Annotated in this window: 24 protein-coding genes; 3 read left to right on the forward strand and 21 right to left on the reverse strand. The window is 56.4% G+C overall.

The window, feature by feature from the left end:
• The 9 genes from tuf to fkpA form a co-directional block, all read right to left on the reverse strand.
• Nucleotides 1-1,148 (reverse strand): elongation factor Tu (tuf, locus tag OGX80_RS05515; RefSeq protein WP_275149288.1); only part of this gene is annotated, 1,148 nt, incomplete at its 3' end.
• A 70-nt stretch (nucleotides 1,149-1,218) separates the two neighbouring features.
• Nucleotides 1,219-3,333 (reverse strand): elongation factor G, encoded by a 2,115-nt coding sequence (fusA, locus tag OGX80_RS05520; RefSeq protein ID WP_012135435.1) that lies wholly within the window; start codon nucleotides 3,331-3,333, stop codon nucleotides 1,219-1,221.
• Between the two features lie 97 nt (nucleotides 3,334-3,430).
• Nucleotides 3,431-3,901, reverse strand: coding sequence for a 30S ribosomal protein S7 (gene rpsG / locus OGX80_RS05525; protein ID WP_002920113.1), 471 nt, complete (start codon nucleotides 3,899-3,901; stop codon nucleotides 3,431-3,433).
• A 96-nt stretch (nucleotides 3,902-3,997) separates the two neighbouring features.
• On the reverse strand, nucleotides 3,998-4,372 hold the full coding sequence (gene rpsL, locus OGX80_RS05530) for a 30S ribosomal protein S12 (RefSeq protein WP_000246815.1): 375 nt from the start codon (nucleotides 4,370-4,372) through the stop codon (nucleotides 3,998-4,000).
• A 125-nt stretch (nucleotides 4,373-4,497) separates the two neighbouring features.
• Nucleotides 4,498-4,785 carry a sulfurtransferase complex subunit TusB gene (gene tusB, locus OGX80_RS05535; protein ID WP_024131005.1) on the reverse strand — a complete coding sequence of 96 codons (288 nt, stop codon included), beginning with the start codon at nucleotides 4,783-4,785 and terminating at the stop codon, nucleotides 4,498-4,500.
• A gap of 7 nt (nucleotides 4,786-4,792) precedes the next feature.
• Nucleotides 4,793-5,152 (reverse strand): sulfurtransferase complex subunit TusC, encoded by a 360-nt coding sequence (tusC, locus tag OGX80_RS05540; RefSeq protein ID WP_012135437.1) that lies wholly within the window; start codon nucleotides 5,150-5,152, stop codon nucleotides 4,793-4,795.
• Entirely contained in the window at nucleotides 5,152-5,538 is a 387-nt protein-coding gene (gene tusD, locus OGX80_RS05545) for a sulfurtransferase complex subunit TusD (RefSeq protein WP_012135438.1), read from the reverse strand. The genes tusC and tusD overlap by 1 nt, the downstream gene beginning before the upstream one ends.
• Nucleotides 5,538-6,260, reverse strand: coding sequence for a helix-turn-helix transcriptional regulator (locus OGX80_RS05550; protein ID WP_012135439.1), 723 nt, complete (start codon nucleotides 6,258-6,260; stop codon nucleotides 5,538-5,540). Before OGX80_RS05550 ends, tusD begins: the two co-directional genes overlap by 1 nt.
• Before the next feature lie 166 nt (nucleotides 6,261-6,426).
• The gene (fkpA, locus tag OGX80_RS05555) at nucleotides 6,427-7,245 is read right to left on the reverse strand and encodes an FKBP-type peptidyl-prolyl cis-trans isomerase (protein WP_233644199.1); all 819 of its coding nucleotides are present in this window, start codon (nucleotides 7,243-7,245) and stop codon (nucleotides 6,427-6,429) included.
• A 232-nt stretch (nucleotides 7,246-7,477) separates the two neighbouring features.
• Here fkpA and OGX80_RS05560 point away from each other — a divergent pair, with 232 nt between their 5' ends.
• Entirely contained in the window at nucleotides 7,478-7,696 is a 219-nt protein-coding gene (locus OGX80_RS05560) for a protein SlyX (RefSeq protein ID WP_012135441.1), read from the forward strand.
• Nucleotides 7,697-7,807: 111 nt separating this feature from the next.
• Here the strand turns inward: OGX80_RS05560 and slyD are convergent, their stop codons facing one another.
• The 4 genes from slyD to kefG all read right to left on the reverse strand — a co-directional run bounded on the left by slyD (nucleotide 7,808) and on the right by kefG (nucleotide 11,056).
• Nucleotides 7,808-8,395 carry a peptidylprolyl isomerase gene (gene slyD, locus OGX80_RS05565; protein WP_012135442.1) on the reverse strand — a complete coding sequence of 196 codons (588 nt, stop codon included), beginning with the start codon at nucleotides 8,393-8,395 and terminating at the stop codon, nucleotides 7,808-7,810.
• Nucleotides 8,396-8,489: 94 nt separating this feature from the next.
• Nucleotides 8,490-8,690, reverse strand: a complete 201-nt coding sequence (locus OGX80_RS05570; RefSeq protein ID WP_047460809.1) for a YheV family putative zinc ribbon protein — start codon at nucleotides 8,688-8,690, stop codon at nucleotides 8,490-8,492.
• Between the two features lie 9 nt (nucleotides 8,691-8,699).
• A complete protein-coding gene (gene kefB, locus OGX80_RS05575) occupies nucleotides 8,700-10,505 on the reverse strand; it encodes a glutathione-regulated potassium-efflux system protein KefB (RefSeq protein WP_012135445.1) in 1,806 nt (601 codons plus the stop codon).
• On the reverse strand, nucleotides 10,505-11,056 hold the full coding sequence (gene kefG / locus OGX80_RS05580) for a glutathione-regulated potassium-efflux system ancillary protein KefG (RefSeq protein WP_024131006.1): 552 nt from the start codon (nucleotides 11,054-11,056) through the stop codon (nucleotides 10,505-10,507). Before kefG ends, kefB begins: the two co-directional genes overlap by 1 nt.
• A gap of 128 nt (nucleotides 11,057-11,184) precedes the next feature.
• On the opposite strand from kefG, the gene OGX80_RS05585 reads away from it, so the two are divergent.
• Nucleotides 11,185-13,086, forward strand: coding sequence for an ABC transporter ATP-binding protein (locus tag OGX80_RS05585; RefSeq protein WP_115181050.1), 1,902 nt, complete (start codon nucleotides 11,185-11,187; stop codon nucleotides 13,084-13,086).
• Between the two features lie 16 nt (nucleotides 13,087-13,102).
• A complete protein-coding gene (locus OGX80_RS05590) occupies nucleotides 13,103-14,035 on the forward strand; it encodes a LysR family transcriptional regulator (protein WP_024131007.1) in 933 nt (310 codons plus the stop codon).
• 95 nt (nucleotides 14,036-14,130) lie between these two features.
• Here OGX80_RS05590 and mdcH read toward each other — a convergent pair whose 3' ends face one another.
• From mdcH to mdcA, 8 genes are all read right to left on the reverse strand, one after another.
• On the reverse strand, nucleotides 14,131-15,027 hold the full coding sequence (mdcH, locus tag OGX80_RS05595) for a malonate decarboxylase subunit epsilon (RefSeq protein WP_047460795.1): 897 nt from the start codon (nucleotides 15,025-15,027) through the stop codon (nucleotides 14,131-14,133).
• Complete coding sequence (locus tag OGX80_RS05600; RefSeq protein ID WP_115181049.1) at nucleotides 15,028-15,645, reverse strand: malonate decarboxylase holo-ACP synthase; 618 nt, start codon at nucleotides 15,643-15,645, stop codon at nucleotides 15,028-15,030.
• 3 nt (nucleotides 15,646-15,648) lie between these two features.
• Entirely contained in the window at nucleotides 15,649-16,608 is a 960-nt protein-coding gene (locus OGX80_RS05605; protein ID WP_115181048.1) for an AEC family transporter, read from the reverse strand.
• A 124-nt stretch (nucleotides 16,609-16,732) separates the two neighbouring features.
• The gene (gene mdcE / locus OGX80_RS05610) at nucleotides 16,733-17,533 is read right to left on the reverse strand and encodes a biotin-independent malonate decarboxylase subunit gamma (protein ID WP_071259392.1); all 801 of its coding nucleotides are present in this window, start codon (nucleotides 17,531-17,533) and stop codon (nucleotides 16,733-16,735) included.
• The gene (locus tag OGX80_RS05615; RefSeq protein WP_058668181.1) at nucleotides 17,533-18,366 is read right to left on the reverse strand and encodes a biotin-independent malonate decarboxylase subunit beta; all 834 of its coding nucleotides are present in this window, start codon (nucleotides 18,364-18,366) and stop codon (nucleotides 17,533-17,535) included. Before OGX80_RS05615 ends, mdcE begins: the two co-directional genes overlap by 1 nt.
• Complete coding sequence (mdcC, locus tag OGX80_RS05620; protein ID WP_047460783.1) at nucleotides 18,359-18,658, reverse strand: malonate decarboxylase acyl carrier protein; 300 nt, start codon at nucleotides 18,656-18,658, stop codon at nucleotides 18,359-18,361. Before mdcC ends, OGX80_RS05615 begins: the two co-directional genes overlap by 8 nt.
• Nucleotides 18,659-18,667: 9 nt before the next feature.
• On the reverse strand, nucleotides 18,668-19,525 hold the full coding sequence (locus OGX80_RS05625; RefSeq protein ID WP_115181047.1) for a triphosphoribosyl-dephospho-CoA synthase: 858 nt from the start codon (nucleotides 19,523-19,525) through the stop codon (nucleotides 18,668-18,670).
• Nucleotides 19,525-21,180 (reverse strand): malonate decarboxylase subunit alpha, encoded by a 1,656-nt coding sequence (gene mdcA, locus OGX80_RS05630; protein ID WP_047460778.1) that lies wholly within the window; start codon nucleotides 21,178-21,180, stop codon nucleotides 19,525-19,527. Before mdcA ends, OGX80_RS05625 begins: the two co-directional genes overlap by 1 nt.
• Between the last annotated feature and the right edge of the window lie 227 nt (nucleotides 21,181-21,407).

A 21,407-nucleotide genomic window follows, 5' to 3' on the forward strand; every position in this document is an offset into this window, starting at 1 on the left:
GTACGGCCGCCTTCACGGATTGCGAAACGCAGACCGTCGTCCATCGCGATCGGGTGGATCAGGGTAACAACCATTTTGATGTTGTCGCCCGGCATTACCATCTCTACGCCTTCCGGCAGTTCGATGGTGCCAGTCACGTCAGTTGTACGGAAGTAGAACTGCGGACGGTAGCCTTTGAAGAACGGAGTATGACGGCCGCCTTCATCTTTAGACAGAATGTACACTTCAGATTCGAACTTGGTGTGCGGCTTGATGGTGCCCGGCTTAGCCAGTACCTGACCACGTTCGATTTCTTCACGTTTGATACCACGCAGCAGAACACCTACGTTCTCACCAGCACGGCCTTCGTCCAGCAGTTTGCGGAACATTTCAACGCCAGTACAGGTAGACTTCGCAGTCTCTTTGATACCAACAATTTCAACTTCTTCGCCCACTTTGATGATACCGCGCTCTACACGACCGGTAACAACGGTACCACGACCGGAGATGGAGAATACGTCTTCGATCGGCAGCAGGAACGGCTTGTCAATCGCACGCTCTGGTTCCGGGATGTAGGAATCCAGGTAGCCAGCCAGTTCGATGATTTTCGCTTCCCACTCAGCTTCGCCTTCCAGCGCTTTCAGAGCAGAACCACGAACGATCGGCGTGTCGTCGCCCGGGAAGTCGTACTGAGACAGCAGTTCACGCACTTCCATCTCAACCAGTTCCAGCAGCTCTTCGTCATCAACCATGTCGCATTTGTTCAGGAACACGATGATGTACGGAACGCCTACCTGACGACCCAGCAGGATGTGCTCACGGGTCTGCGGCATCGGGCCGTCAGTCGCAGCAACAACCAGGATCGCGCCGTCCATCTGCGCAGCACCGGTGATCATGTTTTTAACATAGTCGGCGTGGCCCGGGCAGTCTACGTGCGCGTAGTGGCGAGTCGGGGTGTCGTATTCAACGTGAGAAGTGTTGATGGTGATACCACGAGCTTTTTCTTCCGGCGCGTTATCGATCTGGTCGAATGCACGAGCAGCACCGCCGTAGGTTTTAGCCAGTACGGTAGTGATTGCAGCAGTCAGAGTAGTTTTACCATGGTCAACGTGGCCGATGGTGCCGACGTTAACGTGCGGTTTTGTACGTTCAAATTTTTCTTTAGACACGGCTATATTCCTTACTATAGTGCTCTCCCCTTCAGGAGAGAGCACGGGACTTAGGTTTTAATCCTGTGGATTATTTACCACGGGCTTCAATAACGGCCTGAGCAACGTTGCTCGGTGCATCATCATACTTCAGGAATTCCATAGTGTATGATGCGCGACCTTTGGTCAGAGAACGCAGCTGAGTTGCATATCCGAACATTTCAGACAGCGGTACTTCAGCGTGGATCTTAACGCCAGTAACTTCGGATTCCTGACCGCGCAGCATACCGCGACGACGGCTCAAGTCACCAATTACGTCACCGGTGTTCTCTTCCGGCGTTTCTACCTCAACCTTCATGATCGGCTCAAGCAGAACAGGTTTCGCTTTCTTAAAGCCTTCTTTAAAGGCAATAGACGCAGCCAGTTTAAACGCCAGTTCAGAGGAGTCAACGTCATGGTAAGAACCGAAGTGCAGACGGATACCGATGTCAACAACCGGATAGCCAGCCAGCGGGCCTGCTTTCAGCTGCTCCTGGATACCTTTATCAACGGCCGGGATGTATTCGCCAGGGATTACACCACCCTTGATGTCGTTGATGAACTCGTAGCCTTTCGGGTTGGAACCCGGCTCCAGCGGGTACATGTCGATAACAACATGACCGTACTGACCGCGACCACCAGACTGCTTGGCGTGTTTACCTTCGATATCGGTAACTTTCGAGCGAATCGCTTCGCGGTAAGCAACCTGAGGTTTACCGACGTTCGCTTCAACGTTGAATTCACGCTTCATACGGTCAACGATGATGTCGAGGTGCAGCTCACCCATACCGGCGATAATGGTCTGGTTAGATTCTTCGTCAGTCCATACGCGGAAAGACGGGTCTTCTTTAGCCAGACGGCCCAGAGCCAGACCCATTTTTTCCTGGTCAGCTTTGGTTTTCGGTTCTACTGCGATGGAAATTACCGGCTCAGGGAATTCCATACGTTCCAGAATGATCGGCGCGTCCGGGTCACACAGGGTGTCACCCGTAGTTACGTCTTTCAGACCGATAGCAGCAGCGATGTCGCCCGCGCGAACTTCTTTGATCTCTTCACGTTTGTTAGCGTGCATCTGAACGATACGACCGAAACGCTCACGTGCGGATTTCACGGAGTTCAGTACGGTATCACCAGAGTTAACCACACCAGAGTACACACGGAAGAAGGTCAGGTTACCCACGAACGGGTCGGTAGCGATTTTGAATGCCAGTGCAGAGAAAGGCTCATCATCGCTAGCATGACGCTCAGCCGGAGTATCTTTACCGTCGTCCAGGATACCGTTGATCGCAGGTACGTCAACCGGGGATGGCAGGTAATCAATTACCGCATCCAGCATCGCCTGAACACCTTTGTTCTTAAATGCAGAACCACAGGTTACCAGGATGATTTCGTTGCTCAGAACACGCTGACGCAGAGCTTTTTTGATCTCTTCTTCAGTCAGTTCTTCGCCACCCAGGTATTTTTCCATCAGCTCTTCAGAAGCTTCCGCAGCGGACTCGATCAGGTTCTGGTGCCATTCTTCAGCCAGTTCCTGCATGTCAGCCGGGATATCTTCGTAAGTGAAGGTAACGCCTGCATCTGCTTCGTTCCAGTTGATGGCTTTCATTTTCACCAGGTCAACAACACCGGTGAACGCTTCTTCAGCGCCAATCGCCAGTTGCAGCGGAACAGGGTTCGCGCCCAGACGGCTTTTGATCTGACCAACAACTTTCAGGAAGTTCGCACCCATACGGTCCATTTTGTTAACGAACGCAATGCGCGGAACTTTATATTTGTTTGCCTGACGCCATACGGTTTCAGACTGCGGCTGAACACCACCAACTGCGCAGTAAACCATTACTGCACCATCAAGAACACGCATGGAACGTTCTACTTCGATAGTGAAGTCAACGTGCCCCGGGGTGTCGATGATGTTTACGCGATGCGGTTCATACTGCTTAGCCATACCAGACCAGAATGCAGTAGTCGCTGCGGAGGTGATGGTAATACCACGCTCCTGCTCCTGCTCCATCCAGTCCATGGTAGCTGCGCCGTCATGAACTTCACCGATTTTATGGTTTACACCGGTGTAGAACAGAATACGTTCGGTAGTAGTGGTTTTACCGGCGTCGATGTGCGCACTGATACCGATGTTACGGTAGCGTGCGATGGGTGTTGTACGAGCCATTTGATTCCTCGTTTTATCTTCTAGGCGTTCAATTTAAGTAGCCCAAAGCGGGCTGCTTGCTGGAAGCGCCCGCCTGGTGACTAAAATTCCGAAGGGATTACCAACGGTAGTGTGCGAACGCCTTGTTGGCTTCTGCCATACGGTGAACGTCTTCACGTTTCTTAACTGCAGTACCTTTGTTGTCTGCAGCATCAGTGAGTTCGTTCGCCAGGCGCAGAGCCATGGATTTATCACCGCGTTTACGAGCAGCTTCAACGATCCAACGCATTGCCAGAGCATTACGACGAACCGGACGGACTTCAACTGGTACCTGATAAGTAGAACCACCAACGCGGCGAGACTTAACTTCGACAGTCGGGCGCACGTTTTCGAGAGCTACTTCGAAAGCTTCCAGTTCAGATTTACCAGAACGCTGAGCCAGGGTCTCCAGCGCGCTGTATACGATAGTTTCGGCAGTAGATTTTTTACCATCTACCATCAGGATATTTACAAATTTAGCCAGCAGTTCTGATCCGAACTTCGGATCCGGAAGAATTTTACGCTGACCAATGACGCGACGACGTGGCATGGAAATACTCCGTTGTTAATTCAGGATTGTCCAAAACTCTACGAGTTTAGTTTGACATTTAAGTTAAAACGTTTGGCCTTACTTAACGGAGAACCATTAAGCCTTAGGACGCTTCACGCCATACTTGGAGCGAGCTTGCTTACGGTCTTTAACGCCGGAGCAGTCAAGCGCACCACGTACGGTGTGGTAACGAACACCCGGGAGGTCTTTTACACGACCGCCACGGATCAGGATCACGGAGTGCTCCTGCAGGTTGTGACCTTCACCACCGATGTAGGAAGTCACTTCAAAACCGTTAGTCAGACGAACACGGCATACTTTACGCAGCGCGGAGTTCGGTTTTTTAGGGGTGGTAGTATATACACGAGTACATACGCCACGTTTTTGCGGGCATGCTTCCAGCGCAGGCACGTTGCTTTTCGCAACTTTGCGAGCACGTGGTTTGCGTACCAGCTGGTTAACTGTTGCCATTAAATAGCTCCTGGTTTTAGCTTTTGCTTCGTAAACACGTAATAAAACGGCCTCACACAATATGAGGACGCCGAATTTTAGGGCGGTGTCGAAAAGGTGTCAAGAAATATACAACGATCCCACAATCACCAGGCCATCTGGCTGGGATGCTTAACCGCAAGTCTGACGAAGTCAGTATAGTCAACCCTGACGACACTGTCTGAAATTTGACCGCTCAAACCGCGAGCATCGATATCTTCTTTCAGTGCGTAAACCGTTATGGGGGCGTTACGCAAACTTTCAAGGAAACGGCTACCTTCGATGGCCGCCGTAACGCCATCCTGTAGCAATAAAAGCGCATCGCCTTCTTTGCACACGCGAAGAAGCGCGGAAACGTCACTGAGCCATGCGGAACGATGTAATGTATGCAGGATAGTCACGTCAGAACCTCAGGATAACATCATAATTGTCCAGTTCACCGCGCAACGCTTCAGGTTCAAGCGGCGTCGCATCCACAATGAAACTCGCCCCCGTCTCCAGACCGCGCTCACGCAACGAAGCGGCGCACAGCCAGCATTGCTCGATATCGTACAGCCCCAGCAGTTTGAAGGTGGCGATGTAATCCCGCGCCAGCACGACATCAGGCGTTTGTCCCGAAAGAATCTGAAAAACGCCGTCGCCGATAAAAAAGACGCCAGTCTCTTCCGTCAGCGCCGACGTCGCCAGTAACGCATCCAGTCCTTCGCGGCCCGACGCGCTGCCGTGCGGCGTGGTGGAAAATACAAAAGCAATACGTTTCATCAAAACTGCACCACGCGATCGCAGGTCAGGGAGGCTTCCGCCAGCGCGCCAAGCCCGCTCAACGAAAACCCTGGCTGTAAGTTGGCTGATGCCAGCGCCAGCCTTTTTGCTTCGGTCTCATCCACAATGCCGCGACGTAGCGCCGCCGCAACGCAGATATTCAACGCGACGCCATGCTGCGCGCCCAACTGCTGCCATGCGCGCACCAGGTCGAATTCATCGCTGGCCGGAGAGGTCAACTGGTTGGCGTTATACACGCCTTCCCGGTAGAAAAAGACGCTGCTCAACTCATGCCCTTCGTTAACTAAGGCATGTGCAAACTGCAACGCGCTGCTCGCTTGCTGCGTTCCGTACGCTGGCCCCGTCACCACAATGGCAAAACGCATTACTTATCTTGCCCCTGGAAGTCGCCGCTTTTGAACTGACGAATATAGAGGTAGACCGTATGTTTGGAGATGTTCAGGCGGTCAGCCACCTGGTTAATCGCATCTTTAATATCGAAGATCCCCTTCTCATACAGATTCAGCACAATCTGACGATTCTTCGCGTTATTAGAGACATTGCGATCGGCATTCACCTCTTCAATGGTGAATTCCAGCGTCTGAGTGACCAGATCCTCCACCGAGGAGGCAAAGTTCACGGCGGAACCCACTTCCGGCGTTTCCGGAGGAATAAAGGTATTCATAATCTGCGAGAACGGCACATCAAGGTTCATGTTGATGCACAGCAGACCAATTACGCGATGCTCGCGGTTGCGAATGGCAATCGTCACTGACTTCATCAGGACACCGCTTTTCGCGCGTGTGAAGTAACACTTCGATACGCTGCTATCCGCACCCGTCATATCATGCAGCATGCGCAATGCAAGGTCAGTGATCGGCGAGCCAATTTTGCGCCCCGTGTGTTCACCGTTGGCAATGCGAATGGCTGAGCATTTCAAATCCTGCAAAGAGTGCAATACGATTTCACAATGGGAACCAATGAGCATCGCTAACCCGTCCACCACCGCTTCGTAGGATTTCAGAATATCAAAGTCGGTTTGATCGAAAGGACGTTGATCCAGTAAGTCAAGCTCACTGGTTTCGTTGGTTAAAAGCGACCTGGTCATGAAAAAAAACACTCCTTTTCAGGAGCCTGTCGTTATGTTTTCAGGGCAGGCTCATTATTTACGCGGATGATTAAATTAATACAGCGGGGGTTCCGCTTTCCAGTATTAATTATATCCGGCCTGCAATAAAAAAACCGCCGCCATGACAGGCGGCGGTTCTCAGTTTTTATTTTTTAGCAGCATCTGCCGATTTGGCGTCGGCCGCTGCGTCTGGTTTCGCATCGGCTTTCGGCGCCGGTTTGATGTCCAGCAGCTCTACATCGAATACCAGCGTGGAGTTAGCCGGAATACCCGGAACGCCCGTTTTACCGTAGGCCAGATCCGGTGGGATAACCATCTGAATCTTACCGCCTTTCTTAATGTTCTTCAGGCCTTCAGTCCAGCCTGGGATCACGCCGTCCAGACGGAAAGAGAGCGGTTCGCCACGGGTGTAGGAGTTATCGAACTCTTTACCGTCGATCAGCGTACCTTTGTAGTTAACCACAACGGTGTCGCTGTCTTTTGGCGCTTCGCCAGTACCGGCTTTCTCTACTTTATAAACCAGACCTGTTGAAGAGGTTTTCGCCCCTTTCTCTTTAGCAAATTTCTCGCGGAACACTTTACCTTTCGCTTCGTTATCAGCGGCGTCTTTTTCCATCTTCGCCTGAGCGGAGGTCTTCACGCGCGCTTCAAATGCCTGCAAGGTCTGCTCGATTTCCTGGTCAGACAGTTTGCTCTTGTCTGCAAATGCATCCTGGACACCCGCGATCAGCTGATCTTTATCCAGTTTGATCCCCAGTTTTTCTTGTTCCTTCAGGGAGTTTTCCATGTAACGACCCAGCGAAGCGCCCAGCGCATAAGCAGATTTCTGGTCGTCATTCTTGAACGCGGCTTTGCTGTCAGCAGTTGCAGCTGGTTTCGCGGCGTCCGCAGCGAAAGTGAGCGGTGCATGCAGAGCAACGGCCATCGTGGTCGCCAGCAGCGTTACTTTAAACAGTGATTTCATCCATATCTCCAGGGCCGGGGCATCTCACCCCAAGGTTAACTTACATGAGAAGCGTACTATAAAACGTTGTAGAACAAATCAACATACGGACACGCCCTATTATCACCCCTTTTCAGACTCTTTTTGTTTAAATTAGTTTCGTAGAGGGCGAATGAGTGCTGTGTAATCCGATAAAGTTCAGTAGAATCCGCCGCGACCCAAGAAGTGCCGGAGACAACAAGAGAGGTGAATCATGCAAGATATAACGATGGAAGCTCGCCTGGCTGAACTGGAGAGCCGTCTGGCGTTTCAGGAGATCACCATTGAAGAACTCAACGTAACGGTGACCGCGCACGAGATGGAGATGGCGAAACTACGCGATCATCTGCGCCTGCTGACGGAGAAGCTTAAAGCCAGCCAACCGTCGAATATCGCCTCGCAGGCCGAAGAGACGCCGCCACCGCATTATTGAGACGTAAAAAAAGCGGGATATTCCCGCTTTTTTGTGCCGATGGCGGCGTAAACGCCTTATCCGGCCTACTGTAGCCCTGATAAGCGTAACGCCATCAGGCATTACAGACGATTAATGGCAACCGCAGCCGCCGTTACCGCCACAACCACCTTTGCCATGCTCATGACCGTGGTCATGATCGTGGCCGTGGCCGCCGCAGCAACCGTCGTGACCGTGGTCGTGGTCGTGACCGTGCGCGCCGTGAACGTGGCCATGAGCCAGTTCTTCTTCGGTCGCTTCGCGGATCGCCACAACTTCCACGTTAAATTTCAGGTTCTGGCCAGCCAGCATGTGGTTACCGTCAACCACAACGTGGTCGTCTTCCACTTCGGTAATTTCTACCGGTACCGGGCCCTGGTCAGTTTCCGCCAGGAAACGCATGCCAACCTGCAACTCGTCAACGCCCATGAAGACGTCTTTAGGCACGCGCTGCACCAGGTTTTCGTCATACTGACCGTAAGCGTCGTTCGCGCCAACAGCCACATCGAATTTGTCGCCAACGTCGTGACCTTCCAGCGCTGTTTCCAGGCCAGAGATCAGGGAACCGTGACCATGCAGGTAGTCCAGCGGCGCACTCACCGGAGACTCATCAACCAACACACCGTCTTCTGTACGTACCTGATAGGCCAGGCTGACCACCAGGTCTTTTGCTACTTTCATGATATCTCCTGAGCATGGGAAGAATAGTGGCGCAGATTGTAGCGGAATTCTGCACCCGTGTACCCACTAGCTTAAAAAAACCTGCGGCATATCGCTAGTCTGGATGAAAAATCCCGATCACTTGCTCTTCTTTGCGAACGTGCTCGCGGGCCGCTTTATCGGCTTCACGCATCTGATGGCCGCACTTAACACACTCAACAATATCGACATTATTTTCGCGCCACATCGCCATTGAATCCTGCGCCTGGCAGGCCGGACACGTCGCCCCTGCAATAAAACGTTTACGAATCGCCATACCTATCCTCTACTCAAACTCATCCCAGCCATCCAGCTGGCGCCGCTCTTGCTGCATCTCTCGCTGGAAAATCTCCTCCAGTTCGCGTCTGGCTTCTCTGGCACGAGAAATTTGCACCATATCGGTATGCATCGGAATAAGCTCCCTTAGCATACGCATATCCAGCCGACGGAAATGCAGTTGCGCACGCTGCGCCTGGTGTGGGTGCATCCCTAACGACACCAGCGTCTTACGCCCCAGTTCCAGCGCGCTGGAAAACGTCTCGCGGGAAAACTGCGTGACACCCGCCTGTAATAACTCATGCGCTTCCACACGTCCGCGCGCTCGCGCAAGAATATGCAAATGCGGGAAATGCTGCCGGCATATCTCTACCAGCTTCATGGTGTCTTCCGGTTCATTACAGGTAATGACGATAGACTCCGCCGCTTCCGCTCCCGCCGAACGCAGTAGCTCCACCTGAGTCGCATCGCCGTAATACACTTTGTAGCCATATTTTCGCATCAGGTTAACGGCGCTGATATCGCGCTCCAGTACGGTGATGCGCATTTTATTCGCCATCAACAAACGGCCAATTACCTGACCAAAACGCCCGAATCCCACGACAATCACCTGCGGTTTATCATCATCCACCCAGGGCTTTTCATCTTCCTCTTCCGGGCCGTTAAGCTGTCTGGAGAGCCATTTATCAACGAGCTTCATCAGCAGCGGCGTGGTCATCATCGACAACGTGACGGTGACCAGCAGCAGCGACATCTGGTCGCCCTGAAACAGCCGCTGGGATGAGGCGGTGGAAAAGAGCACAAACGCGAACTCGCCCCCCTGACTCAGCACGCCCGCAAACTGCATCCGCTCCGAACTTCGAATCCCGTACAGACGCGCCAGCAGATAAAGCACCAGCGTTTTCACCGCCACCAGCACGATGACGCTCACCGCCACCCACAGCAGGTGGGTATAGAGCACGCCAAGGTTTAACGACATCCCCACGGAGATAAAGAACAACCCCAGCAGCAGCCCTTTGAACGGATCGATGGCCGTTTCCAGCTCATGACGGTATTCGCTTTCCGCCAGCAGCACGCCTGCGATAAACGTGCCGAGCGCCATCGACAGCCCCAGCGCATCCATAAATAAAGCAGACCCCAGCACCAGCAACAGCGTGGCGGCGGTAAACACCTCGCGCACGCCGGAATCGGCGATAAAGCGGAACACCGGGCGCAGCAAATAGCGACCGCCAATCAGCATCCCGGCAAAGGCCAGCACCTTCATGCCGACTTTAATCCAGTCAAAATGTTCATCTGCCGAGCCAGCCAGCAGCGGCACCAGCGCCAGCGCGGGGATCACCGCCAGATCCTGAAACAGCAGCACCGAAAAACCCAACTGGCCGGATTCGCTGCGGTTCATCCCCTTTTCCCGCATCAGTTGCAGCGCCATCGCGGTCGATGACATCGCCAGACCAATCCCGCCGATCACCGCCGCCTGCCACGAGAAATCGGTAAGCATCAGCAGCCCGGCCAGCACGACAGCGCTCAGCATCACCTGAGCCGCCCCGACGCCAAAGATAGAGCGACGCAGTTGCCAGAGTTTGGAAGGGTTGAGTTCCAGGCCGATGATAAACATCAGAAAGACAACGCCCAGCTCAGAAAAGTGGAGGATTTCATCAACGTCGCTGATAAATCCCAGCCCCCAGGGGCCAATCGCAATCCCTGCCAGCAAATATCCCAGTACCGCGCCAATACCCAGCCGCGATGCCAGTGGCACCGCAGCGACCGCCGCGAAGAGGAACATCACCCCCGCCGTCAATAAATCAGAACCTTCCATTAGCGACCTCCCGCCAGAACAGGGTTTGCCAGCCATTCGCCGTAGGCTTTCGCGTGGCTGGCCAGTTCCTGCTCACTTTGTCGCCTGGCCCAGTAGATAATAATCGGACTCATCCAGTGCATCCGGCACATCGCCGCCGTCAGCTCAAACGGTCGCAGCACATCGGTCATCGGATAGCGGTTCAGCGCATCGTAGCGATACGCGCTTTCCGGCTCGCCGGTGGTAATCACGCTCCGCCAGTACTTTCCCGCCAGTTGGTTCCCCCCTGGGCCACTGGCGAAACCACGGCTGAGCACGCGGTCTAACCACTCTTTAAGCAGCGCCGGGCAGCTATAGGTATACAGCGGATGCTGGAAAACAATCACGTCATGTTCACGCAATAGCGCCTGCTCATGCGCGATATCGATAAAAAAATCAGGGTAGTGCGCGTAGAGATCGTGCACCGTCACATTACTGAGTTGCATGGCCGGTTTAAGCAGCACCCGGTTCGCGACCGAGTCCTGAGATTCTGGATGGGCATACAGCAGCAGTACCTTTGCTGGCTGGGACATCATCCCCCTCCCGGTTATTTTGTGTATCGTTATTGTTTTGGGCTACCATTGCGCTCCGGCGCGGCAGAATGCCCGCATATTACATTATCATAATGATAAATTAACATAGTCTGAACATACGGCGCCTTATGATTGTTTTCTCCTCGTTACAAATTCGTCGCGGCGTGCGCGTCTTGCTGGACAATGCCACCGCCACCATCAACCCGGGACAGAAGGTCGGTCTGGTGGGTAAGAATGGCTGCGGTAAATCTACCCTGCTGGCATTGCTGAAAAATGAAATCAGCGCCGATGCAGGCGGCGTGACCTTTCCCGGTAACTGGCAGCTGGCGTGGGTGAATCAGGAAACACCCGCGCTTGCACAACCTGCGCTGGAGTACGTGATTGATGGCGACCGCGAATACCGCCAGCTGGAAGCGCAGTTGCACGACGCCAACGAACGTAACGACGGGCACGCCATCGCCACCGTACACGGCAAGCTCGACGCCATCGACGCCTGGACCGTGCGCTCACGCGCCGCCAGCCTGCTCCACGGCCTCGGTTTTAGCAACGAACAGCTTGAACGTCCGGTCAGCGACTTCTCCGGTGGCTGGCGTATGCGCCTTAACCTGGCCCAGGCGCTGATTTGCCGTTCTGACCTGCTGCTGCTCGATGAACCGACCAACCACCTCGATCTTGATGCCGTTATCTGGCTGGAAAAATGGCTGAAGAGCTATCAGGGCACTCTGATTCTGATTTCGCACGACCGCGACTTCCTCGATCCGGTGGTAGACAAAATCATTCATATCGAACAGCAAACCTTGTTCGAATACACCGGCAACTACAGCGCATTTGAAGTGCAGCGCGCGACCCGGCTGGCCCAGCAGCAGGCGATGTACGAGAGCCAGCAGGAGCGCGTGGCGCATCTGCAAAGTTATATCGACCGTTTCCGCGCCAAAGCGACAAAAGCGAAGCAGGCGCAGAGCCGTATCAAAATGCTGGAGCGTATGGAGCTTATCGCCCCCGCGCATGTCGATAACCCGTTCCACTTCAGCTTCCGCGCGCCGGAAAGCCTGCCCAACCCGCTGCTGAAAATGGAGAAAGTGAGCGCCGGGTATGGCGATCGCATCATTCTGGACTCCATTAAGCTGAATCTGGTGCCCGGTTCACGCATCGGGTTGCTGGGGCGCAACGGCGCCGGTAAATCAACGCTCATCAAGCTGCTGGCGGGCGAGCTTGCGCCTGCCAGCGGTGAAATCGGTCTGGCGAAGGGCATTAAACTCGGTTACTTCGCTCAGCATCAGCTGGAGTATTTGCGAGCGGATGAATCGCCGCTGCAACATCTGGCGCGACTGGCGCCGCAGGAACTGGAGCAGAAGCTGCGCGATTACCTCGGCGGGTTTGGCTTCCAGGGCGATAAGGTCAGCGAAGAGACCCGTCGCTTCTCCGGTGGTGAAAAAGCGCGCCTGGTGCTGGCATTGATCGTCTGGCAGCGCCCTAATCTGCTGCTGCTTGATGAACCGACCAACCACCTTGACCTCGATATGCGTCAGGCGCTGACCGAAGCGCTCATCGAATTTGAAGGCGCGCTGGTGGTCGTCTCGCACGACCGTCACCTGCTACGCTCCACCACCGACGATCTCTATCTGGTTCACGACCATAAAGTCGAGCCGTTCGATGGCGATCTGGAAGACTATCAGCAGTGGCTGAGCGACGTGCAGAAACAGGAAAGCCAGCCTGATGACGCCCCGAAAGAGAACGCTAACAGCGCCCAGGCGCGTAAGGATCAGAAGCGTCGCGAAGCCGAACTGCGTGCCCAGACCCAGCCGCTGCGTAAAGAGATCGCCCGTCTGGAAAAAGAGATGGAGAAGCTGAACGCGAAACTGGCGCAAGCGGAAGAAAAACTGGGCGACAGCGAACTGTACGACCAGAGCCGCAAAGCGGAACTGACGGAATGCCTGCAACAGCAGGCCAGCGCCAAATCCGGGCTGGAAGAGTGCGAGATGGCCTGGCTGGAAGCACAGGAACAGCTTGAGCAGATACTGGCCGACTAACTTCGGGAATATGACGATGAATCCGCTGATAACCAACGATATCACCTTTCGCAAGTTAAGCATCTTCATGACGTTTATGGAGAAAGGCAATATTGCCCGGACGGCGGAGGCGCTGGATATCAGCGGGGTCAGCGTTCATCGCGCGCTGCATACGCTGGAAGAGAATGTTCGCTGTCCGCTGTTCGTGCATAAAGGACGTAATCTGATCCCGCAACCGGCGGCGTGGACGCTGCTGGAGTATTGCCAGGAGGTCAGCCAGTTGATGGCGCGCGGGCTGGAAGAGGCGCGCAAAACGGCAGGGATCGGCCAGGGGCGTCTGCGCGTAGGTACGCTCTACTCTCTGACGCTGGAAACCGTCCCGCATCTGATCATGGGGATGAAACTGCGCCGACCGGATCTCGAACTGGATCTGACAATGGGCTCCAACGAAGCGCTGCTGAGAATGCTGGAAGACGGAATGCTGGATGCGATCCTGATCTCCATTTCGGAAAGCGCTATCGATCGCAACAGTCTGGAAGTGCTGCCGCTGTTTCATGACGATATTTATCTCGCCGCACCGGCGACGGCGACGCTTGACACCTCCTCGCCCGCCGATCTGCGTGATTACCGGGATCAGAAGTTTGTCTCACTGGCGGAAGGCTTTGCCACCTATGCGGGCTTCCAGGAAGCCTTTCATATTGCCGGGTTTGAACCAGAGATTGTCACCCGTGTGAACGACATCTTCTCGATGCTCAGTCTGGTGCAGGCGGGTGTCGGTTTCACTCTGATGCCGGGACGCATGAAGAAGATGTACGAGAATTCCGTACAGTTGCTGAAGCTGTCGCAGCCGTACCAGATGCAGCAGCTCATCGCCATTGTCTTCGCCCGCAACCGCGAGCGCGACCCTAATCTGCTGGCGCTGGCCGCCGAAGGGCGCATGTACGCGCGTAGCCTTAATCCGGGCGCCTGATCGCCGGATGGCGGCGCTGCGCGCCTTATCCGGCCTACAACTACAACGGGTGCGAGCCGTAGGCCCGATAAGCGCAGCGCCATCGGGCAACCGCACTAGCCTCTAAGCCGTTTTGCCAGATGCACCGCGACATCCACCCCGCTGCGCTCCAGCGAAACAGACTCACCTTCCCACTCCGCCTGTCGCGTTAAGCAGGTCAACACACCGCCGGGCGGCATTTCAATCGCCAGCCGCGCCTCGCGCTCGTTGGCGGAGATCGCCGCGTCCTGCCAGCGCACCGTCCGCGCCATGTTCATCGCCAGGTCGTCAGCAATACGTTCCGGCTGCCACAGCACGCGCCCGGTACTACCGCTGAGGTATGCACAGCGCGGACGGGAGAGCGTCACATGACGGAACGCCTCCACCAGCCGCTGTGCCGGTTCCGCCAGCAGAGCGCAGTGCGACGGCACGCTCACCGCCAGACGGTGGGCTTTACTCGCGCCTTTATCCAGCGCCCGCTTCGCAACATCCGCCATCGCCTCATCGCTACCGGCAATCACAATCTGGGTTTCCGCATTCAGGTTAGCGATAAAGGTTCCACTGCCTGCAACCAGCGACTCCACCTGCGGCAAGGTCAGCCCCATAATCGCCGTCAGGCCGTAACCGTGCGGATACGCCTGCTCCATCAAATCACCGCGCAGGGCCACCAGCGTCAGCGCGTCGGTAAACTCCAGCGCTCCGGCGATCACCGCCGCTGGATATGCGCCGATGGACAGGCCGCTGACAATATCCGGCGCGACGCCGCGACGTTCCAGCTCGCGCGCCCACGCCACCCCGGCAATCAGCAGAGCAAGCTGTACCGCCCGGGTGTGTTGCAGCGCGTCCGGGGTATCAAGCGTATTCGCCTCCGCCCCCAGCACCTCGCGCGCCAGCGCTAACTCCGTTCCCGGAAGGTTTTGCAGCATACCTGCATGCTGCGTCCCCTGTCCCGGAAAGGTAAACAGGATTTTCATTTACTCCTCCCTGTGCCACGGGTCGCTGACCAGCCGCGGCCCCTGCGACGTTTTTAACAGCGCCTTGCCATCGCGCAGCCATTCGTTCAGCGCAAACGCGCCGTGCGGCGTTTCCACCTGGGTATCCGCACGGCAAAGCCCGCCCGTCAGTTGCTGCCGCCATTTCTCCAGCAGCTCGCGAGAGAGCGGCTGCCGGGCGCGAATCAGCAAATCCAGATCGCTTGCGGCGTGGATCACCGGGAGCCCGGTCGCCAGCGCGTAACCGGTACTGCCGGTAATCCCCCACGTCCACGGCCATGCCTGTTGCGTCAGTAATAAAGCCACCTGAACCGGTGGCTGCGAGATAAAGGGCGAGCGCAGCAGCGTCTGTGGGTCAACCAGCGATTCCGGCGTACAGACGCGGGTAATGGCGTCCGGTTGAGCCCAGCCCGCCGCGCGCTGGTCGCGCTTTATGCCGCGAACGCCGACGGGAATGCGCCCCTGCGCATCAACATCACGCCGTACCACCACCGGCAGGCGGGTATGCCAGACGTCATCCACCCAGGATTCCGTGACACCTTCCAGCGCGCTCCGCGCGTTAAGCCAGATAAGATCGTGGGGGCGTAATGTTGTGTTCATGCTTTAGAGTCCTGAAGTCAACGAGATAAACAACGGCAGCGACAGGATACACAGGACCGAGCTTAGCAGCAGCACGGCTTCTGCATCCGGCGACTGCACGCCGAAGCGATTACCGAACACCACGCCGAAGAAACCGGCAGACAGCGCAATCATCAGGATAGCGGTGATCGCCACCGAGCCATGCAGACCGAAAATCAGCACGATCCCCCAGGCAATCGCCGGTTGAATCAGCAGCTTGGCAATGGTGGAGGTAATAACCATCGTGTTGATCTGCAACTTACGCGCAGAAAGAATCACCCCGGTCAGGAACAGCGCCGCCGCAGTGGCGGACAGGCCCAGCGGTTTGATCGCCGCCAGCACCAGCTCCGGCATCTTGATACCGATAGCAGAGAGAATAACCCCCAGCAGCGGCCCCATCACGATCGGTTTCTTGATTGAACGCCACATCAGCACCGGCAGCATCGACAGAGTAGAACCTGAGTTGCCGCCTTCCGCACGCGCCTTCTCACGCTCCAGAATCAGCAGGCAGAACGGCGTCATCAGCACAGAACCGCAGGCGATGGAAACCGCGACGGAGAGCGACGTTGACGGCCCTTCGCCCAGCACGCTACCGAGAATCGGCAGGCCAAGCGCGGCATAGTTTGGCAGAGCGACGGTCAGGGTCAGCACGGCCGCATCCTGCGGTGATTTTTTAAATACCTTCGTTGCCAGAAAATAGATAGCGACGTAGGTGATCCACATCGCCAGCGTCAGCACCAGAATCAGCGGCGACTGCGCGACAATACCCGTCCAGGGCGTTTGTACCGTGGCGCTAAACAGCGCAGCGGGGAGTGCAAAATCCATGACGAAAATGTTGAGCAGGGAAACATTCTTGTTATCAACCATTTTGGCCTTCCCGGCCCAGAACCCCAGCAACATGATGACAAAAATCGGTGCAAGAGCATGAACAATCACGTAAGTCATAAATCACCTGTAATGAATAAAAGAGTTAGCACGGACGCGATGATTATTATTTTCAGGATGCAGGTCGCCTCACGGACGCAACGGGCGCGCCCGTGGGGTTATGCATCTGGCAGGTCTCTTTTACTTACCAGCTCGCCCGCATGCGTTCGCGTACAAGAGCAGAACTACGACGATTGTCGGCACCCAGACGATTTTTCAGCGTCGGCTCCTGACGAGCATCGCTGATGGCCTGTTGCAGAGTAGCCGTCACCAACGTCAGATCGTTTGCCGAAGGAGCATCTGGATTACTGATATCCAGCAGACTGGAGAGCAGTCCCAGCGTGGCGTAGTTACTGATGTCGTACGCCATCGGCGGAATGGTGGCCGCCAGTTTTTCCAGCGACTCAACGGTACGCAGGGTGATACGTGCCGCAGACTCTTTGCCCATCGCGTGGATCAGCACGCCTTTGTCGTTGAAGGCAATCAGACGGTTGGCCTGATAACCGTGCGCCAGAAACGCGCCGGACATCGCCTTGCCGACGATAAGGCCAATCACCGGATGTCCCGCCAGACGCGCATTGGCATACGCCGCTGCCGCACCGGCCAGCGCCTGGTGAATACCAAAGCCTTCTTCACGGCGACCGTAGGCCTGGCTGGGCACATCAATCACCGCCACGATCGGGCGCTTAACAGCGTTGTCAGCATCGGCAGCCACGGTTTCGCTGACCACTTTTGCAAGCGTCCAGCCTTCCAGCAGACCAACCTCGCCTTTTGCGGCGCGTGGGTAATGGTTGTTAGCATCCGGCACTACCGCGATAAAGCGCGCCGTTTCACCGTTCAGCTCACCGTCTGCGGCCTGCACGGAGGGGCACAGCCCTTCGAGCCGTCTGGCGTTCGGTACGAGGGCTTGCAGCCATAACTCGCCACGACTTATTGCGTTACTCATCATTTCACCTCCCGGGCAAAGAGCGCGTTAATCTGTTCTGAATCGGCCTGTTTGCGGGTGTCGAACTGGCTCAGACGGTTCAGATAATCGTCGTAGTTATCGGTGCGGTGTTTTGCCGGAACGCCTTTCGCCAGCGCATCGTTCATCGCCGCTTTCACCGCGTTGACGCCATCGCCAACCAGCGCATCCACCAGCCCGCTTTGATAGCGCACTTCGCCACCGGTCATGCTCCAGATAAACGGGCGGTCACGGGAGTCATATTCTTCAATCCCGGCTTCCTGTTCGATAACCTGCGGGCCGTTCAGACCCAGACGCGCTTCGCGGGTGACAATCAGATAGCTACACAGCGCAGCGGCGATAGACATCCCGCCGAAGCAGCCGACAGTCCCGGCCACAATGCCGACCACCGGGGTATAACGACGCAGGTCAACAATCGCCGCGTGGATGTCGGCAATCGCCGCCAGGCCGAGGTTGGCTTCCTGCAAACGCACGCCACCGGTTTCCAGGCTCAACACCGCCTGCGTCGGAATACCGTTACGGTTATCTTCCGCCGCCAGCTCCAGCGCCGCCGCCATTTTAGCGCCGGACACTTCGCCCATGCTGCCGCCCTGGAATGCGCCCTCAATCGCCACAACCACCGCTGGTTTGCCGTTAATAGTGCCTTTCGCCACGACCATGCCGTCATCGGCCTGCGGCACGATGCCCTGCGCGCCCAGCCACGGCGACATCACGCCTTCAAACGGGTCGAGCAGTTCGCGGTAGCTGTCTTCATCCAGCAGCGCATGGGCGCGCTGACGCGCTTTTAATTCGATAAAACTGCGGTCATCACGCATAGCTCACCTCTTCAAATACCTGTTCGATACGAATGCGCGCTACGCCCGGCGTCGCGCCGAAGTCGTGGATGGTCAGTTTGCCTGCCGGCAGGCTGCTGACCGTTTGCAGACGGGTAAACAGCGCTTCCCAGCGGCTGCGGCTGTTATCGACGGAAGTGGTGATATCAATGGTTAACGTCTGGCCCTGGTCGGCGGTGAATAACACCTCCATATCCCCGGAGCCGACAACCCCTGCCAGCGCCCTGCCGCGTAACGCGCGGCTGGCTGGCACGGTCAATGTGATTTTTTCCATAACATCCTCTTAATGCTTTGAATAAGACGTTTCGACGCGATCGAGAAACAGGGTGGCGGCGAGCAAGTCCGCCGCGCCGCCCGGCGAGGCGTTCAGCGCCAGCATCTGACGGTCTAAACGGGCCAGCGCCTGCGACCCTGCCGGGTGCGCGCTACCGCCCGCATGGAGAACGGCGCGTGCGCCGTGCTGCATGGCATCCAGCCCCTCCATCCCGGCGCGAGAAAGCACGCAGGTGTCGGTCAGCGAGGTCATGATGGCCATCAGCGCATCCAGCCGGGCGTGCATTTCACTGCTGCCGTTCTGTCGGCTTAGCCGAAGCTGCGGCAGCGCACGCTGCATAATGTGTGGAAACGCCTGCTGTGCCTCTTCTCTGGCGCCCGGTACGCGATAACGATGGGTGGCGCGCAGCCCTTTACTGAAGACTTTCGGCGCGGCGTCATCCGGCAGTTTTGCCAGTTCAGCGGCGGTTGCCGTCACCTGCTGCGCCCTGCCCGCGCCGCCGTGCATCGCCACGGCGCTCACCAACAGCCCCAGCGCCCAAATCGCGCCACGGTGGGTGTTCACGCCGCCCGTTGACGCCATCATCAGTTGCTCGCCTTCGCGACCGAGTCGCCCTATGGTTTGTCTGAGCGCAATATCAGCCGGACGCCGCCAGCTTTGTTGCGCCAGCGCCTGAAACGTGGAGGTCAGGCTGTGCGCCGAGCGCTCCATCAGCGCAAGCGATAAATCGTGGTGCGCGCCGTTCCCCCGACTGTCCACCAGACCGGGCTTCGGGCTTAATCGTGCTTCGTCGATCAGACACTGTGTGGCGGTTCGCGCCAGCCATTCGGCGCCGCCTTCAACCTGAATCCGGGGCAGAAGTTTCATTACCAGCTCCGAAATTTCGCAGGTGGGTTGTAGAGCCCCCCGGACCATTCCACCAGGTCAGCAACGCTGCCGGCCGCCAGCAGAGAGCGGGTGGCGTCGGTACGACGAATGCCCATATCTTCCGGGTAAACCACCTTGCCGCTCTGACGCAGTTCGGCGACGCGCCGGGCGTCTACGCCCAGACCGATATCGGTGATACCGGCCACCGCCGCAACCATCGCGCGACGCTCTTCCAGACTTTCCGCCCGATAGAGATAAGCGATACCTTCTTCGGTCAGAACGTGGGTCACGTCGTCGCCGTAGATCATCACCGGCGCCAGCGGCATACCGGAGGCTTTCGCCACGTCAACCGCATCCAGTTTTTCCACGAAGGTCGGTTTCACGCCCGCCTGGAAAGTTTCCACCATCTGCACCACCAGCTTTTTACCGCGCTGCATGGGGTCAGGTTCGGTGATCATGTTCAGCCAGGCGGGGGTAGCGTGACGGCGACCGTGCGGGTCGTGGCCCATGTTTGGCGCGCCGCCGAAGCCGGACAGACGACCGCGAGTCACCGTTGAGGAGTTAGCCAGGCCATCAACCTGCAACGTGGAGCCGATAAACATATCGACCGCGTACTGACCCGCCAGCTGACAGAAAGCGCGGTTAGAACGCATGGAGCCGTCGGCGCCGGTAAAGAACACGTCAGGACGGGCGCGGATGTACTCCTCCATCCCCAGCTCGCCGCCGAAGCAGTGCACGCTTTCCACCCAGCCGCTTTCAATCGCCGGGATCAGCGTCGGATGCGGGTTCAGCGTCCAGTGTTTACAGATTTTGCCGCGCAGACCGAGTTGCTCGCCCCAGGTCGGCAGCAGCAGTTCAATAGCGGCGGTGTTGAAGCCGATACCGTGGTTCAGCGACTGCACCTGGTGCTCTGCGTAGATGCCTTTGATGGCCATCATCGCCATCAGGATATGTTCCTGTTTGATCAGGCGCGGGTCGCGAGTGAACAGCGGTTCGATAAAGAACGGTTTGTCGGCAACCACCACATAGTCGATCCACGAGCCCGGAATATCGACGCGCGGCAAGTCGCACTCGTCGTCCACCAGCTCATTCACCTGTGCGATAACGATACCATCGTGGAATGCGGCGGCTTCCACCAGCGCCGGGGTATCTTCGGTACTCGGCCCGGTGTAGAGGTTGCCTTTGCGGTCAGCTTTGTAACCGGCAATCAGCGCCACGTTTGGCGCCAGGTCGACGTAAAGACGGGAATAAAGTTCGATGTAGGTGTGGATGGCGCCAATTTCCAGCAGGCCATCTTCCAGCAGTTGCGAGATGCGCAGACTTTGGGTGCCGGAAAAAGAGAAGTCCAGCTTGCGGGCGATACCCTTTTCGAAAATATCGAGATGCTCGCTGCGCCCAACGCTTGGCATGATCATATGCAGGTCATGCACTATCTGCGGGTTGACCTCCGCCAGCATGCGGGACAGGAAATCTGCCTGCTTCTGGTTATTCCCTTCTAATACCACGCGGTCACCCGGCGCGATCAGTTTTTCCAGCATTGCGGTCAGGTCTGCGGTTGGCAGCACCTTGCCCTGCACCGGAACAGAAGCCAGACGCCGCTGCTTCTCGGTGCGGCGCGTGTTCCAGACTCGTGCTGGCGTTTGCCCAGATAACATTATTAACCTCCTGATTCAGCTAATCATTTTGATTGCTTAACACTGGAAAGAGTGTGCGCCCTGGTGAGAAAGTCATCAATTAAGCGTAGAGAGGAATCATTAGCCTGAGAGTAATAATTTGAGTAATGAATTGTGATTAAGATCAGCGTCAGGAAGGTGTAAATCCGCTCCCCCTGCCTCATTTTCATAAACACCAGGGGAAAGTGACGGTATAGTAGGCGGCAGAT

This window comes from Citrobacter sp. CK194 (genome assembly GCF_030333395.1).
In the GTDB taxonomy this organism is placed as follows: domain Bacteria; phylum Pseudomonadota; class Gammaproteobacteria; order Enterobacterales; family Enterobacteriaceae; genus Citrobacter_B; species Citrobacter_B koseri.

Excerpts from the sequence above, each read along its gene's own strand:
- fusA (WP_012135435.1), bottom strand. The coding sequence starts at position 3,333 with ATGGCTCGTACAACACCCATCGCACGCTACCGTAACATCGGTATCAGT.
- rpsG (WP_002920113.1), bottom strand. The coding sequence starts at position 3,901 with ATGCCACGTCGTCGCGTCATTGGTCAGCGTAAAATTCTTCCGGATCCG.
- rpsL (WP_000246815.1), bottom strand. The coding sequence starts at position 4,372 with ATGGCAACAGTTAACCAGCTGGTACGCAAACCACGTGCTCGCAAAGTT.
- tusC (WP_012135437.1), bottom strand. The coding sequence starts at position 5,152 with ATGAAACGTATTGCTTTTGTATTTTCCACCACGCCGCACGGCAGCGCG.
- tusD (WP_012135438.1), bottom strand. The coding sequence starts at position 5,538 with ATGCGTTTTGCCATTGTGGTGACGGGGCCAGCGTACGGAACGCAGCAA.
- OGX80_RS05550 (WP_012135439.1), bottom strand. The coding sequence starts at position 6,260 with ATGACCAGGTCGCTTTTAACCAACGAAACCAGTGAGCTTGACTTACTG.
- fkpA (WP_233644199.1), bottom strand. The coding sequence starts at position 7,245 with ATGAAATCACTGTTTAAAGTAACGCTGCTGGCGACCACGATGGCCGTT.
- OGX80_RS05560 (WP_012135441.1), top strand. The coding sequence starts at position 7,478 with ATGCAAGATATAACGATGGAAGCTCGCCTGGCTGAACTGGAGAGCCGT.
- slyD (WP_012135442.1), bottom strand. The coding sequence starts at position 8,395 with ATGAAAGTAGCAAAAGACCTGGTGGTCAGCCTGGCCTATCAGGTACGT.
- OGX80_RS05570 (WP_047460809.1), bottom strand. The coding sequence starts at position 8,690 with ATGGCGATTCGTAAACGTTTTATTGCAGGGGCGACGTGTCCGGCCTGC.
- kefB (WP_012135445.1), bottom strand. The coding sequence starts at position 10,505 with ATGGAAGGTTCTGATTTATTGACGGCGGGGGTGATGTTCCTCTTCGCG.
- kefG (WP_024131006.1), bottom strand. The coding sequence starts at position 11,056 with ATGTCCCAGCCAGCAAAGGTACTGCTGCTGTATGCCCATCCAGAATCT.
- OGX80_RS05585 (WP_115181050.1), top strand. The coding sequence starts at position 11,185 with ATGATTGTTTTCTCCTCGTTACAAATTCGTCGCGGCGTGCGCGTCTTG.
- OGX80_RS05590 (WP_024131007.1), top strand. The coding sequence starts at position 13,103 with ATGAATCCGCTGATAACCAACGATATCACCTTTCGCAAGTTAAGCATC.
- mdcH (WP_047460795.1), bottom strand. The coding sequence starts at position 15,027 with ATGAAAATCCTGTTTACCTTTCCGGGACAGGGGACGCAGCATGCAGGT.
- OGX80_RS05600 (WP_115181049.1), bottom strand. The coding sequence starts at position 15,645 with ATGAACACAACATTACGCCCCCACGATCTTATCTGGCTTAACGCGCGG.
- OGX80_RS05605 (WP_115181048.1), bottom strand. The coding sequence starts at position 16,608 with ATGACTTACGTGATTGTTCATGCTCTTGCACCGATTTTTGTCATCATG.
- mdcE (WP_071259392.1), bottom strand. The coding sequence starts at position 17,533 with ATGAGTAACGCAATAAGTCGTGGCGAGTTATGGCTGCAAGCCCTCGTA.
- OGX80_RS05615 (WP_058668181.1), bottom strand. The coding sequence starts at position 18,366 with ATGCGTGATGACCGCAGTTTTATCGAATTAAAAGCGCGTCAGCGCGCC.
- mdcC (WP_047460783.1), bottom strand. The coding sequence starts at position 18,658 with ATGGAAAAAATCACATTGACCGTGCCAGCCAGCCGCGCGTTACGCGGC.
- OGX80_RS05625 (WP_115181047.1), bottom strand. The coding sequence starts at position 19,525 with ATGAAACTTCTGCCCCGGATTCAGGTTGAAGGCGGCGCCGAATGGCTG.
- mdcA (WP_047460778.1), bottom strand. The coding sequence starts at position 21,180 with ATGTTATCTGGGCAAACGCCAGCACGAGTCTGGAACACGCGCCGCACC.